The following is a 13187-nucleotide window of genomic DNA, read 5'->3' on the forward strand; positions in this document are numbered from 1 at the left end:
GCACGGGTCGATCCGCGTGATCAGGAGTCCCACATGCGTGCCTTGCCCGCTCTCGCCCTCACCGCCCTCGCCTGCGCCGCGGCCTCGCCGGCGTTCGCGCAGTCCAACGTCAAGCCGCCCCAGGCCCAGGCTTGGATCGACATCGCGACCTACAGCGGCATGGGCATGCCGATGGGCATGGGCGGCGCAGGCGCCGGCGGCGCAGGCGCCGGCGGCGCCAACCCGCTGTCGGCGCTGGGCGGGCTGCTGGGCGGCGGCGGTGCCGGCGCGAACCGCTTCGGCCACACGCAAGACGGTGCCAGCGGCCGCTGGGTCGACGTGACGCTCTACAGCCGCGCGAACGCCTCGCTGCCCGAGGCCCAGCAGGCGGTGCCGGCCGGCTTCCTGAGCCCGGCGCTGACGCTGCAGTCGCCCAAGGATGCCAAGCCGCAGGCCGCGCCCGAGCGCGACGAGCCCGTCGAAGACCAGCCCCACGAGCGCCCCAAGGGCAAGCTGCTGCTCTACTGGGGTTGCGGCGAGGCGGTGCGCGCCGGCCAGCCGCGCGTGCTCGACATGGCGAGCGCGACGCCGGCCGACCTGGCCAAGTTCTTCGTCGGCCGCCGCGCGACCCAGCGCGGCGCGCACAGCGCCGCCGGCCGCCCGGTCTGGCCCAGCCCCAAGGACGCGCGCATGGTGCCGGAGAAGGCCTCGCTGGTCGGCGAGCACCAGTTCAGCGGCGCCGGCGTGCCGGAGGGGTTTCGCTTCAGCATCCCCGCGGCGCAGGACCTGATGCCGGCCATCGCGCTGCAGCAGGCCGACGCCGGCGGCGCCACGCAGCTGAGCTGGAACGCGCTGCCGACCGCGCGCGCCTACTTCGCCGCGGCGATGGGCAGCAAAGGCGAGAACGAGATGGTGATCTGGACCTCGAGCGAGCTGCCGGACACCGGCTTCGGCCTGATCGACTACCAGACCAATGCCGCGGTCGACCGCTGGCTCGGCGAGAAGGTCCTGATGAAGCCCTCGCAGACCAGCTGCGCGATCCCCAAGGGCGTGTTCGCCGGCGGGCGCGACAGCGGTGCCTTCCTGCGCCTGATCGCCTACGGCAGCGAGCTCAACCTGGCGCACCCGTCGCGCCCGGCCGACCCGAAGGCGCCGTGGGAGCCGGTGTGGGCCGCCAAGCTGCGCGTGAAGTCGGTGGCCAGCGCGGTGCTGGGCATGCCGTCAATGGCCGAGGCCGACGCGCAGCCCAAGCCCGCCGACCAGCCGGCCGACAAGCCCGCCACGCCGAACGCGATCGACCTGCTGCGCGGCGTGCTGGGCCGCTGAGCGCACCCGCGCCTGTCGGGCGACACGGCAGTCTGTCCGGCGCATTGCGCAGCGCGTCGCGAGCGGCGCGCCGGCCGGCTGCCGCGCCCGTACAGTGCGCGCCATGAGCAGTTTGCCTTCGTCTTCCAGCGCCTGGCGCGCGCGCGCCGAACAGGTCTTTGCCGCCAGCGGGCGGGCGCTGCGCCGCTACTCCGACTGGCTGGCGCAGCAGACCTGGAAGCGCTTCCTGCTGCTCGCGCTGCTGGCCCTGGTGGCCGGCGGCATCTTGCACGATCTGCCGCCGTTCACCTGGCGCCTGAGCGAGGACCGCACGGTCGTCCATCCGCCTCGCGTGCCCAAGCCGGGCAGCGCGGGCAACAAGCGGGTGCAGATCGACGACAAGAAGGGCATCACGATCAGCGACGACAGCGAGCCCGGCCGCCAGGTCCAGATCAAGATCGACGAGAAGGGCGTGCACGTCTACCGGGGCGAGGCCGCGCAGGCGATGCAGCGCGCCGCCTCCGAGGCCGAGGCCGCCGAAGCCGCGGCGTCGCAGGCGGCGTCGGCCGCCGAGGCCGCCGCGGCGCGCGGCCTGCCGGTGCCGCCGATGCCGCCGGTGCCGCCCGTCCCGCCGGTCGAGCCCGACATCACGGTGCCGCTGCCCAAGGGCGCCGACGCCGGCGAGATCCAGCGCGCGATCGAGGAGGCCAAGGCCGAGATCGAGGAGGCCATCGCCGACACCAAGCCGCAGGTCACCGTCGTCGAGGGCCAGACGCTCGGCGAGTCGATGATGAGCCTGCTGATGCTGGCGATCGTCGCGTCGATCATCGCCAAGGTCATGGGCAAGGGCCGCCGCAAGGCCGAGGTGCAGGCCAAGCAGGCGACCGAGATGGCCGAGAGCGAGGCGCTGCGCCGGCAGGTGGTCGAGGCACGCATGGCGGCGATGCAGGCGCAGGTCGAGCCGCACTTCCTGTTCAACACGCTGGCGTCGATCGACCACCTGATCGAGACCGACGCGTCGCGCGCCAGCAAGATGCAGAAGAACCTGATCGCGCTGCTGCGCGCCAGCATGCCGACGATGCGCGAGGCCAACGCCACCGGCACCAAGGACCTGGGCCGCGAGCTGTCGGTGATCCGGCCCTACCTCGAGATCCTCAAGGTGCGCATGGAGGACCGGCTGCAGTTCGAGATCGACATCCCCGAGGGCCTGCACTCGGCCGACTTCCCGCCGATGATGCTGCAGTCGCTGGTCGAGAACGCGATCAAGCACGGCCTCGAGCCCAAGGCAGAAGGCGGGCGGCTCTTGGTCAAGGCCGAGATCCAGCACGGCAAGCTCGCGGTCACGGTGGCCGACACCGGCCTGGGCTTCGGCAAGGCCGCGACCGCCGGCACCGGCACCGGGCTGGCCAACATCCGCGAGCGCCTGCAGCTGCTGTACGGCGGCAAGGCGCAGCTCAAGATCACCGAGAACCAGCCGCAGGGCACGGTGGTCACCATCGTCGTGCCCTACACGATGCGCAACGGCGACCCGAACGAAGAAGGAGCAAAGCACTCATGAACACGCCCGTACCCACCGTGAGGCGGCGGCCGACCTGGCCCGCCGTGCTGGCGATCCTGGCCGTGCTGACGCTGGTCGGCGTGGGCTTCATCGGCTGGACCCTGCATTCGGTGGCGGACACGCCGATCAGCGTCGTCGTCGACGGCGTGGAGCAGTGGCCGCCGCTGTCGCTGGCGCAGATGCCACCGGCGCACAAGGTCGTGCTGGTGGTGGGCGTCGCGCTGGCCATCGCGATCGTCCTGCTCGTCGTGCCGTTCGCGCTGCTGCTGGGCCTCGGTGCGGCGCTGATCGGCATCGTGTTCGGCGTCGGCCTGCCGCTGTTGGCCGTGCTCGCGGTGCTGGCCCTGGTGCTGTCGCCCTTCCTGCTCCTGGGCTGGGGGCTTTGGCGGCTGCTGCGGCCGGCGCGCAACGCCGCGCCCACGGTCGAGACGGCGGCGACTACGATGCAGGCATGAGTTCTGCCGACGCGTCGCCCGCTGCTTCCGTCACCGCCGTCATCGCCGACGACGAACGCCTGATGCGCGAGCAGCTGCGCGCGCGCCTGGCCGAGGTCTGGCCGCAGCTGGAGATCGTCGCCGAGGCGAAGAACGGCGCCGAGGCGGTCGACCTGGTCAAGGCCCACCGCCCCGACCTCGTGTTCCTCGATATCCGCATGCCCGGCATGACCGGCGTCGAGGCGGCGCGCGAGATCGTGCAGCTGGGCGGCGACGATGACGACTGGAGCGGCTGCGAGATCGTCTTCATCACCGCCTACGACGAATACGCGGTCGAGGCCTTCGAGCAGGGCGCGGCGGACTACGTGCTCAAGCCGGCCGAGCGCGAACGCCTGCAGGTCACCGTGGGGCGGCTGAAGAAGCGCCTCGCGCAGCGCCGCGGCGAGCCGGCAGCCGGCAACGGCGCCGCCGCGGCACCGGCGGTGCCGATCGAGCAGCTGCTCAAGCGCCTGGCCGCGCAGATGAACCCGGCCGCCGCCAAGCCGACGCTGCGCTGGATCCAGGCGACCGTCGGCTCGACGATCCAGATGATCCCGGTCGAGGACGTGCTGTTCTTCATCAGCGACGAGAAGTACACGCGCGTGCAGACCGCGCAGTTCGAAGCGCTGATCCGCAAGCCGATCAAGGAGCTGCTCGAGGAACTCGACCTCGAGCTGTTCTGGCAGATCCACCGCTCGACCCTGGTCAACACCAAGGCGATCGCCGGCATCACGCGCGACTTTCGCGGCCGCCAGCTCGTCAGCGTGAAGGGCTCGAACGAGAAGCTCGAGGTGAGCCGCTCGTACACCCATCTTTTCAAGGGAATGTGAGGCCGCGGGAATAAATCGCCCGCGCGCCGTGTTCACCGCAGGTCACCCACCGCGAAGGACCTGCCCATGAACTTCACCCGCCTCGCCGCGCTCGCGGCCACGACCGTGCTCTTCGCCGCCTGCAGCGGCACGATGCCAGGCGCTGCGCCGGCCCCCGCCAAGACCGAAGGCGGCGTGCTGGTCGGCGCCAACGGCATGACGCTCTACACCTTCGACCGCGACCCGGTCGGCGGCGGCAAGAGCGTGTGCAACGGCCCCTGTGCCGCCAACTGGCCGCCGCTGGCGGCCGGCGCCGACGCCAAGACGGGCGGCGACTGGAGCGTGATCACACGCGACGACGGCAGCAGGCAGTGGGCCTACAAGGGCGCGCCGCTGTACTACTGGGTCAAGGACCAGAAGCCCGGCGACAAGACCGGCGACGGCTTCAACAACGTCTGGCACAGCGCCAAGCCCTGACCGCGCGAAAGGCATCATCGCGATCCGATGAAGCCCGAGGCCGCGATCGCCCACATCCCGCGCCTGCGCCGCTACGCGCGGCTGCTGACGGGCGACGCGGCGCGCGCCGACGACCTGGTGCAAGACACGCTCGAGCGCGCCGTGCGCAAGTGGTCGCTGTGGCGCATGCCGGCCGAGGGCGACCCCGCCGCGGCGCTGCGCCGCTGGCTGCTGACGCTGATGCACCACCTGCACGCCAATCACCGCCGCGACCGCGGGTGGTTCGACGACCATGCCGAACTCGACGATGCCAACGAGCCGCGCCACGAGCCGCATGCGCTCACCGCGCAGCGGCTCGACCTCGAACGCGGCCTGGCCAGCCTGGCTGCACCGCTGCGCGAGACGCTGCTGCTGGTCAGCGTCGAAAGCTGCAGCTACGCCGAGGCGGCCGAGGTGCTGGGCGTGCCGGTGGGCACCGTGATGTCGCGGCTGTCGCGGGCGCGCGCACAGCTGCGTGAGCGGCTCGAGGGCGTGCCGGCACGTGCGCCCCTGCGGGTGGTGAAGTGAAATGAACGAGAAAGCGGCCCCGCCCGAACGCCACGAGCTGCATGCCTGGCTCGACGGCGAGCTGTCGTCCGCGCGCGCGGCCGAGGTCGAGGCCTGGCTGGCCGAGCATCCCCAGGACGCGGCCGAGGTTGCGGCCTGGCGCGCGCAGGGCGCCGGACTGCGCGCCCTGCATGGCGAGCTGCTCGACGAACCGGTGCCGCTGTCGATGCAGCGCGCGCTGCGTCCGCGGCGCTGGGCGCCGCCGCGCGGGGCCGTCGCGGCGGCCCTGCTGGCCGGCGCGGCGCTGCTGGTCGGCTTCGGTTCGGGCTGGGGCCTGCGCTCGCTGACGCTGCCGGCGCCGACGCTCGCGCGCGCCGCGCCGGCCACGCCGGCCTTCGTGCGCGAGGCAGCCGCGGCCCATGTGGTCTACCAGCCCGAGAAGCGCCATGCCGTCGAGGTGCCGGCCGCGCAGCAGGAGCACCTCGTGCAGTGGCTCAGCAAGCGGCTCGCGACGCCGCTTTCGGTGCCGGTGCTCGACGCAGCCGGCTTCACGCTGGTCGGCGGCCGGCTGCTGCCGGGCGCGAACGGCGAGGCGCGCGGGCAGTTCATGTACGAGAACGGCGCGGGCACGCGCGTGACGCTCTACGTCTCGGTGCTGCCGAGCTCGTCGGCCGCCGCGCCACCGGCGTTCGACTTCGCCGGCGACGGGCGCACGAACAGCTTCTACTGGATCGACGGCCGCCAGGGCTACGCGCTCAGCGGGCAGCTGTCGCGCGCCGAACTGGGCGCGCTGGCGCAGGCGGTCTACGCGCAGCTGCCTAGCGCCTCGGCAGGCTCAGGGCGATGAAGGCCTGCGCGACCCAGTAGGTCGACAGCACGGCCAGCGGCGCGAGCGCGAACGGCTGCGCGAACTTGTTGAACGCGAGCAGCGTGTCCGAGGCGAGGAACAGCGCCCCGCCGATCGCGGCGCGCCGCGCGAACCCGCCTTCGGCGAGTGCCCAGCAGGCGGCCTGCGCGGCCATCGACGCGAGGCAGGCGACGTAGGCGATCACCGGCACGCGCAGCGGCTGCGGCACGCCGGGCCAAAGTACCGACAACGCGACGGCGGCGAAAACCGCATAGGCCGAGAACGGCCACCAGCGCGCCGCGAAGCGCGTGCTCGCGGTGAACGCGACCAGGTAGGCCAGGTGCGCGAGCAGGAAGGCCACCAGGCCCGGCAGGAAGCCCTGCTGCGGCCACAGCAGCGCGATGTCGCCGAGCAGCGAGAGCGCGAGCCCGGCGAGGATCGCGCGGCGCCGCCGTTCTTCGCCGCCGCGCTGCCAAGCGAGCGCGATCAGCAGGAGGGTCGTCAGCGGTTTCGTCGCCGCCAGCAGCAGCCACTGTCCGCCGACGGCCGCGGCGATCGCCGTCACGCCGGCGCCGGCCGCCGCGGCGAGCCAGGGCCAGGTTCTCGTCATGCGGCCTTCGGCGCCGCCGCCGCGCGCGCGGCGAGCTCGGCACGCAGCGCCTTGAGCTTCTCGCGCGGATCGACCTTCGGCCCCGCCTCGTTGAGCTTCATCTCGGCGATGAAGCGGCTGGGCATGCCGGCCACCGTCTCGCGGCCGCGCTTGCGGCGCTTGAGCCAGCTGACCGCCAAGGTGGTGCGCGCGCGCGTGATGCCGACGTACATCAGGCGGCGCTCTTCCTCGAGCCGCTGCGCCATCTCGTCGGCCGGTGTGTCGTCGGCCTGGTCGCTGCGAAAGGGCAGCAGCCCTTCGTTGACGCCGGCCAGCACGACGTGCGGCCACTCCAGGCCCTTGGCGGCGTGCAGCGTCGACAGCGTGACGACGTTCTGGTCGTCGCCGCGCTCGGCCAGGCTGATGATCACGCTGATGGTCTGCGCGACCTCGAGCACGGTCTGGCGCTCGGTCTCGAAGGTGGTGCCGGCCTCCTGCTGCGTCTCGCCGCCGCAGCGGCGCGCGATCCAGTCGACGAAATCCAGCACGTTGCTCCAGCGCGCGGCGGCGAGCTTCTCGCTGTCCTCGCCGTCGAACAGGTGCTGCTCGTAGCCGATGTCCTTGAGCCAGCCCATCAGCAGCGCGCGCGCCTCTTCGGCGCCGCTGGTGTGGCGCGCGCGATGCTCGAGGTCGTTCACGTAGCGGCCGAACTCGTGCAGCGAGCCGATCGCCTTCTTGCTGAGCGCGCTCTCCAGGCTCTCGGCGAACAGCGCCTCGAACAGGCTGACCTTCCACTTGCCCGCGAACTCGCCCAAGGCACCGAGCGTCTGGTGGCCGATGCCGCGCTTGGGCGTCGTGACGGCGCGCAGGAAGGCCGGGTCGTCGTCCTGGTTCACCAGGAGGCGCAGCCAGGCGCACAGGTCGCGGATCTCGGCGCGGTCGAAGAAGCTCTGGCCACCCGAGACCTTGTAGGGGATCTGGGCCTTGCGCAGCGCCTGCTCGAACACGCGCGCCTGGTGGTTGGCGCGGTAGAGGATCGCGAAGTCCTTCCACTCCAGCGCCTGGCCGTTGACGCCGCCTTGCAATGCGCCGCCCTGTCCGCGCAGCGCCTGGATGCGCGCGACGGCGCGCTCGGCCTCGTGCTCCTCGCCGTCGCACTCGACCACGCGCACCGGCTCGCCGTCGCCGAAGTCGCTCCACAGCTTCTTCTCGAACAGCTTCGGGTTGGCGGCGATCACGCAGTTGGCGGCGCGCAGGATGTGGCCGGTCGAGCGGTAGTTCTGCTCGAGCGGAATGACCTTCAGCGCCGGGTACTCCTGCGGCAGGCGCTTCAAGTTGTCGATCGTCGCGCCGCGCCAGCCGTAGATGCTCTGGTCGTCATCGCCCACCGCGGTGAACATCGCCGCTCGCTCTCGGCCGTCGCCGACCAGCAGCTTGAGCAGTTCGTACTGCTGGGCGTTGGTGTCCTGGTATTCGTCGACCAGCACGTGGCGCAAGGCGTTCTGCCACTTCGCCCGCACATCGTCGTGGCGCTGCAGCAGCGCGACCGGCAGGCCGATCAGGTCGTCGAAGTCGACCGCCTGGTAGGCCGCCAGCCGCTCCTGGTAGCGCTGCATCACGCGCGCGGCGACGCGCTCGTCGTCGTTCTTCGCCTGCGCCTCGGCCTCGGTGGGCGTGAGGCCCTGGTTCTTCCACAGGCTGATCGTCCATTGCCAGTGGCGCGCGGTCTTGGCGTCGGTGGTGCCACCGGCGTCGCGCAGGATGCCGAGCACGTCGTCGCTGTCGAGGATCGAGAACTGCGGCTTCAGGCCCAGCGCCGCGCCGTCCTCGCGCAGCAGTCGCACGCCGAGCGAGTGGAAGGTGCAGATCACCAGGTCCTTGGCCGCCTTGCCGCCGATCAGCTGCTTGGCGCGCTCGCGCATCTCGGCCGCGGCCTTGTTGGTGAAGGTGATGGCGGCGATCTGCCTGGGCGCAAGATCCGCGTCGGGCGTGCGCTGGAGCAGTCGCGCGATCTTGTGAGTGATGACTCGCGTCTTGCCGGAGCCTGCGCCGGCCAGCACGAGGCAGGGGCCGGACAGGTGGTGCACGGCCTGCAGCTGGGCCGGATTGAGGCTGGGAGGCGCGGACACGGACGAGGCTTCTTCTGGGGCGCGCGATCATAGCGACCACGCCCTGGCAACCGGGCATTGCGATACTGCGCGCCGCTTCGACGGCGCCCCATGCAGTCCATTCTTTCGGTCACCGTTCCGTTCTTCGCTCTGGTGCTGTGCGGCTGGCTGGCGGCGCGCTCGCGCGTGCTGCCCGAGGCCGCGATCCCGGGGCTCAATGCCTACGTGCTGTACTTCGCGCTGCCGTGCATGCTGTTTCGCTTCGGCGCCGGCTCACCGGTGGCGCAGGTGCTCGATCCGCTGGCGCTCGCGCTCTATGCCGCCTGCGGGCTGCTGGTCGTCGCGCTGACGATCGCGATCACGCTGCGCGGCGGCACGAACATCAAGGACGCCGCCTTCGGCGCGCTGGTCGCCGCCTTCCCCAACACCGGCTTCATGGGCATGCCGCTGATGACGGCGCTGCTCGGCGCAACGGCTGCCGCGCCGATGATGGTCACGCTGCTGGTCGACATGTTCATCACCAGCTCGGTGTGCCTGGCGCTGGCGCAGATGCACGGCAACGCGCACCTGCCGCTGGGTGCGCGGCTCAAGCTCGCGCTGGCCGGGCCGGTGCGCAATCCGCAGCCGTGGGCGATCGCGCTGGGCGCCGTCTTCTCCGCGGCCGCCTGGTCGCTGCCCGGGCCGCTGGCGCGCATGGTCGAGCTGCTCGGCGCCTCGGCGACGCCTGTCGCGCTGTTCACGATCGGCGCGGTGCTGTGGCGCGCCGGGCAGCATGCGCACACACGCACGCCGGCGCGGCGCTTCGTGCCGGTGGCGCTGATCAAGCTGTTCGTGCATCCGGCGCTGGTATTCGCGCTGGGCAGCGCGCTCGTCGCGCTCGGCGCGCCGCTGTCGGCCTTCACGCTGACCGTGCTGACGCTGGCCGCCGCGCTGCCCTCGGCCAGCAATGTCTCGCTGCTGGCCGAGCGCTGGGGGGCCGACAACGGGCGCATCGCGCGGATCATCATGAGCTCCACGGCACTGGCCTTTGTCAGCTTCAGCGCCCTGGCCTGGTGGTTCGGCGCCCGTCCCGCTTGATCGGCGGCCCAACGTTGCGCCGGCGCATCAGTCCATGACGTTTTTATGTCCCGTTCGCCGCCGAATGGGCGGGAAGCCGCGGGCGCCTACTTAAACTCGCGCAACAAGTTGTGCCAGCTTGGGACGATCGGAGCCGCTGGCCAATCTGCAACCCCTCAAGGAATACACAGCATGAAGCGAATCGCTCTTGCCGCCGCGCTTGCGGCCGCCTTCACCGGCAGCGCCTTTGCCCAAAGCAGCGTCACGCTCTACGGCCGTATCAACACCACCGTCGAGGCGCGCAAGTTCAGCAGCGCCGACGACGAGGTCTACGGCATGTTCAACAACGCCTCTCGTTGGGGCCTGCGCGGCACCGAAGATCTGGGCGGCGGCCTGAAGGCCTTCTTCCAGCTCGAGAGCGGCTTCGGCTCGGACAACGGCTCGGGCACCGGCGGCTTCAGCCGTGACGCCTACGTCGGCCTGAACAGCGCCTCGCTGGGCCAGGTCAAGCTGGGCAAGTTCAACACCTTCGGCTACTACGCCACGGTCGACTACATCGGCAACTTCAACCACAACACGGGCCTGACGTCGGAAGACAACCTGTACGGCCTGGCTGTGACGCTGAACAACGCCGTCGAGTACGTGACCCCGACCTTCGGCGGCTTCACCGGCTCGGCCACCGTGGCCGCCGGCGAAGGCAGCGCGACGCAGACCAAGTTCTACGAAGTCGCTGGCGCCTACGACATGGGCGCGCTGCACCTCGGCGCAGCCTGGAACAAGGCTGAGATCCTGGGCCAGGATGTCGTCAAGGGCTTCACCCTGGGTGCCTGGTATGCCTTCGGCCCGTTCGGCGTCGGCGCTTCGTTCGACCAGGCCGACCGCCCGGTCCTCGGCAAGCGTGACCACGTCGCGCTGACCGGCATGTACACGATGGGCAACAGCGAGTTCCACCTCTCGTACGGCTGGGCCGACGAGTGGGACAACGCCGCCGACACCGACGCCCAGCAGATCACGCTCGGCTACAACTACAACCTGAGCAAGCGCACCAAGGTGTACGCGTTCTTCTTCAAGACGAACACCGGCGCTGCGGCGACCGACTACGGCGATCCGGGTGAAGACATCCGCTCGCTGGGCTTCGGCATCCGCCACAACTTCTGATCTGGCGCTACGCACCTGATCTGACGGAGCGGCCCCTCGGGGCCGCTTTCTTTTGCCTTCTCGCCAACAGGGGCGCGAGAATGGCGCGCGATCGGGCGATCCCCGGTCCCACATGGCCCCCATCGACACCCTTTCGAGGACCCTCGGATGAAACTGTTGAGCACTCGTGCTTTCCTGAAGACCGCCGGCCTGATCACGGTCGGCCTGGTGATCGCCGCCTGCGGCAAGAAGGAAGAAGCCGCGCCCGCCGCACAGGCGCCCGCTTCCGCCCCCCCGCCGCCGCCGCCGGCCAAGGTCGTCGTGGTCGGCACCGACGCCGCCTACGCGCCGTTCGAGCTGCAAAACGAGAAGGGCGAGATCGTCGGTCTGACCATCGACGTCGTGAATGCCATCGCCAAGAAGGCCGGCTTCGAGGTCAAGTTCGTCAACACGCCGTGGGAAGGCATCTTCAATTCGCTCCAGCAGGGCGACCGCGACATGCTGGCCTCGTCGATCACGATCACCGACGAGCGCAAGCAGACGATGGACTTCACCAACCCCTACTTCGACGCGTTCCAGCTGATCGCGGTGAAGGAGAACTCCAAGGTCGCCAAGTTTGACGACCTGAAGAAGCTCAAGGTCGGCGTGCAGACCGGCACCACCGGCGATGAAGTCGTGACCAAGCTGCTCGGCAAGAACAGCACCAACGTCAAGCGCTTCGAGTCGACCCCGCTGGCGCTCAAGGAGCTCGAGTCGGGCGGCGTCGATGCTGTCGTGGCCGACAACGGCGTGGTCATCAACTACGTGACCAACAACCCGGCCGCCAAGTTCAAGACGGTGAGCGACAAGGCCTTCGTGCCCGAGCAGTACGGCTTCGCGGTCAAGAAGGGCAACACCGAGCTGCTCGAAAAGCTGAACAAGGGCCTGGCCGAGATCAAGGCCGACGGCACCTACGACCAGATCTACGCCAAGTACTTCGGCGCCGCCCCGGCGGCCGCCGCGCCGGCCGCTTCGGCCGCATCGAAGTAAGCGGTACGTAGAGCGCCTGAGGGAGACGGCCCGTGGATCTGCGCTGGGAAATCCTCGCTGGCTACGGGCCGTTGTTCGTCTCGGGCATCTGGATGACGATCTGGCTGACCGTGGTCGCCATCGTCTGCGGCCTCGCGCTGGGTCTGGTGCTCGGGCTCATCAGCAGCTCGCGCCAGGCGCCGCCGCCCAAGGCGCCGTGGCTGCGCATCGCGATCAAGCCCGCGCAGTGGCTGACGATCGCCTACGTCACCTTCTTCCGCGGCACGCCGCTGTTCGTGCAGATCCTGCTGGTGCATTTCGCCTTGATGCCCACGCTGATCCACCCGGACCACGGCCTGCTGCTCACCGGCGAAGCGGCGACCCAGTTCCGCCAGAACCACGGCGCCTTCTTTTCCGGCGCGCTGGCGCTCACGCTCAACGCCGGCGCCTACATCTCCGAGATCTTTCGCGCCGGCATCCAGAGCATCCACCGCGGGCAGACGCAGGCCGCCTACAGCCTGGGCCTCACGCACGCGCAGAGCATGCGCTACGTGATCCTGCCGCAGGCCTTTCGCCGCATGGTGCCGCCGCTCGTGAACGAGGGCGTCACGCTGATCAAGGATTCCTCGCTGGTCTCGGCCATCGGCCTGGCCGAGCTGGCGCTCGCCGCGCGCACCGTCGCCGGCGCCTATTCCCGCTACTGGGAACCCTACCTGGCCATCTCGGCCGTCTACCTGGTGCTGACGCTGACGCTGTCGCTGCTGGCCAAACGCCTCGAAGCGCCGGCTCACCAGCGCTGAGGGCCTCGCGATGGCGATCCGCGTCGTGCGCCTCGGAACGCCGCGCGCCGCCGACGAAGGCCCACGCCTGGGCACCGTGCGCCGCCCGCCGCGCGGCGTGCCCAAGAGCGAGTTCGCAAGCGGCAACTGGTACGACGTGTGGCTGCCGGCGCTGTCGCCCAGCACCGAGCTGATGGCCGAAGGCCGCGACGCGGCGACCGACGCGCAATGGGCCGCGTTCGAGCGCAAGCTGCGCACCGAGCTGAAGCGTCCCAACGCAAGCCAGCTGCTCGACACGCTGGCCGCGCTGTCGCATACCGCGAACTTCTCGCTCGGCTGCTATTGCGAGAACGAGGCGCGCTGCCACCGGTCGGTGCTGCGCAAGCTACTCGCCGAACGCCAGGCGCAGCTCGACTAGCTGTGAAGCTTCAATAGGTTGTATCGGGTGTTCATCCGGATGGGGTTTGAGAGACTGGAAGTCGCCAAACCTCAATCCAACCCAAAGAGCCGACCCGGATGAACACCCATAAGCATGCC

14 protein-coding genes are annotated in these 13187 nt (G+C 70.4%); 12 read left to right on the forward strand and 2 right to left on the reverse strand.

What is annotated here, in order from left to right; all coding sequences use genetic code 11:
* Positions 1-33: 33 nt before the first annotated feature.
* From ACO2TI_RS20010 to ACO2TI_RS20040, 7 genes are all read left to right on the forward strand, one after another.
* A complete protein-coding gene (locus ACO2TI_RS20010) occupies positions 34-1305 on the forward strand; it encodes a hypothetical protein (protein ID WP_423286940.1) in 1272 nt (423 codons plus the stop codon).
* 103 nt (positions 1306-1408) lie between these two features.
* Positions 1409-2842: a sensor histidine kinase gene (locus tag ACO2TI_RS20015; RefSeq protein ID WP_423286941.1), complete on the forward strand. Its 1434-nt coding sequence runs from the start codon at positions 1409-1411 to the stop codon at positions 2840-2842.
* Entirely contained in the window at positions 2839-3297 is a 459-nt protein-coding gene (locus ACO2TI_RS20020; protein WP_423286942.1) for a hypothetical protein, read from the forward strand. The genes ACO2TI_RS20015 and ACO2TI_RS20020 overlap by 4 nt, the downstream gene beginning before the upstream one ends.
* Complete coding sequence (locus tag ACO2TI_RS20025) at positions 3294-4145, forward strand: LytR/AlgR family response regulator transcription factor (protein ID WP_423286943.1); 852 nt, start codon at positions 3294-3296, stop codon at positions 4143-4145. The genes ACO2TI_RS20020 and ACO2TI_RS20025 overlap by 4 nt, the downstream gene beginning before the upstream one ends.
* A 66-nt stretch (positions 4146-4211) precedes the next feature.
* Positions 4212-4601, forward strand: a complete 390-nt coding sequence (locus ACO2TI_RS20030; RefSeq protein ID WP_423286944.1) for a hypothetical protein — start codon at positions 4212-4214, stop codon at positions 4599-4601.
* Positions 4602-4628: 27 nt separating this feature from the next.
* Positions 4629-5147: an RNA polymerase sigma factor gene (locus ACO2TI_RS20035; RefSeq protein WP_423286945.1), complete on the forward strand. Its 519-nt coding sequence runs from the start codon at positions 4629-4631 to the stop codon at positions 5145-5147.
* A 1-nt stretch (position 5148) separates the two neighbouring features.
* Complete coding sequence (locus ACO2TI_RS20040) at positions 5149-5973, forward strand: anti-sigma factor family protein (protein ID WP_423286946.1); 825 nt, start codon at positions 5149-5151, stop codon at positions 5971-5973.
* Here the strand turns inward: ACO2TI_RS20040 and ACO2TI_RS20045 are convergent.
* Positions 5945-6583 carry a lysoplasmalogenase gene (locus ACO2TI_RS20045; RefSeq protein ID WP_423286947.1) on the reverse strand — a complete coding sequence of 213 codons (639 nt, stop codon included), beginning with the start codon at positions 6581-6583 and terminating at the stop codon, positions 5945-5947. The two genes, ACO2TI_RS20040 and ACO2TI_RS20045, sit on opposite strands and share 29 nt — an antisense overlap.
* Complete coding sequence (locus tag ACO2TI_RS20050) at positions 6580-8691, reverse strand: ATP-dependent helicase (RefSeq protein ID WP_423286948.1); 2112 nt, start codon at positions 8689-8691, stop codon at positions 6580-6582. The genes ACO2TI_RS20045 and ACO2TI_RS20050 overlap by 4 nt, the downstream gene beginning before the upstream one ends.
* 90 nt (positions 8692-8781) lie before the next feature.
* On the opposite strand from ACO2TI_RS20050, the gene ACO2TI_RS20055 reads away from it, so the two are divergent.
* The 5 genes from ACO2TI_RS20055 to ACO2TI_RS20075 all read left to right on the forward strand — a co-directional run bounded on the left by ACO2TI_RS20055 (position 8782) and on the right by ACO2TI_RS20075 (position 13068).
* Positions 8782-9747 carry an AEC family transporter gene (locus ACO2TI_RS20055; protein WP_423286949.1) on the forward strand — a complete coding sequence of 322 codons (966 nt, stop codon included), beginning with the start codon at positions 8782-8784 and terminating at the stop codon, positions 9745-9747.
* 171 nt (positions 9748-9918) lie between these two features.
* Positions 9919-10884, forward strand: coding sequence for a porin (locus ACO2TI_RS20060; protein ID WP_423286950.1), 966 nt, complete (start codon positions 9919-9921; stop codon positions 10882-10884).
* A 147-nt stretch (positions 10885-11031) separates the two neighbouring features.
* Positions 11032-11892 (forward strand): basic amino acid ABC transporter substrate-binding protein, encoded by an 861-nt coding sequence (locus ACO2TI_RS20065; RefSeq protein ID WP_423286951.1) that lies wholly within the window; start codon positions 11032-11034, stop codon positions 11890-11892.
* 32 nt (positions 11893-11924) lie between these two features.
* Positions 11925-12671, forward strand: coding sequence for an amino acid ABC transporter permease (locus ACO2TI_RS20070; RefSeq protein WP_423286952.1), 747 nt, complete (start codon positions 11925-11927; stop codon positions 12669-12671).
* Positions 12672-12681: 10 nt separating this feature from the next.
* Entirely contained in the window at positions 12682-13068 is a 387-nt protein-coding gene (locus ACO2TI_RS20075; protein ID WP_423286953.1) for a DUF488 domain-containing protein, read from the forward strand.
* Positions 13069-13187: the final 119 nt, after the last annotated feature.

The organism is Caldimonas sp. KR1-144 (assembly GCF_049446155.1).
Classification (GTDB): Bacteria; Pseudomonadota; Gammaproteobacteria; order Burkholderiales; family Burkholderiaceae_C; genus Rivibacter.

Excerpts from the sequence above, each read along its gene's own strand:
- ACO2TI_RS20010 (WP_423286940.1), top strand. The coding sequence starts at position 34 with ATGCGTGCCTTGCCCGCTCTCGCCCTCACCGCCCTCGCCTGCGCCGCG.
- ACO2TI_RS20015 (WP_423286941.1), top strand. The coding sequence starts at position 1,409 with ATGAGCAGTTTGCCTTCGTCTTCCAGCGCCTGGCGCGCGCGCGCCGAA.
- ACO2TI_RS20020 (WP_423286942.1), top strand. The coding sequence starts at position 2,839 with ATGAACACGCCCGTACCCACCGTGAGGCGGCGGCCGACCTGGCCCGCC.
- ACO2TI_RS20025 (WP_423286943.1), top strand. The coding sequence starts at position 3,294 with ATGAGTTCTGCCGACGCGTCGCCCGCTGCTTCCGTCACCGCCGTCATC.
- ACO2TI_RS20030 (WP_423286944.1), top strand. The coding sequence starts at position 4,212 with ATGAACTTCACCCGCCTCGCCGCGCTCGCGGCCACGACCGTGCTCTTC.
- ACO2TI_RS20035 (WP_423286945.1), top strand. The coding sequence starts at position 4,629 with ATGAAGCCCGAGGCCGCGATCGCCCACATCCCGCGCCTGCGCCGCTAC.
- ACO2TI_RS20040 (WP_423286946.1), top strand. The coding sequence starts at position 5,149 with ATGAACGAGAAAGCGGCCCCGCCCGAACGCCACGAGCTGCATGCCTGG.
- ACO2TI_RS20045 (WP_423286947.1), bottom strand. The coding sequence starts at position 6,583 with ATGACGAGAACCTGGCCCTGGCTCGCCGCGGCGGCCGGCGCCGGCGTG.
- ACO2TI_RS20055 (WP_423286949.1), top strand. The coding sequence starts at position 8,782 with ATGCAGTCCATTCTTTCGGTCACCGTTCCGTTCTTCGCTCTGGTGCTG.
- ACO2TI_RS20060 (WP_423286950.1), top strand. The coding sequence starts at position 9,919 with ATGAAGCGAATCGCTCTTGCCGCCGCGCTTGCGGCCGCCTTCACCGGC.
- ACO2TI_RS20065 (WP_423286951.1), top strand. The coding sequence starts at position 11,032 with ATGAAACTGTTGAGCACTCGTGCTTTCCTGAAGACCGCCGGCCTGATC.
- ACO2TI_RS20075 (WP_423286953.1), top strand. The coding sequence starts at position 12,682 with ATGGCGATCCGCGTCGTGCGCCTCGGAACGCCGCGCGCCGCCGACGAA.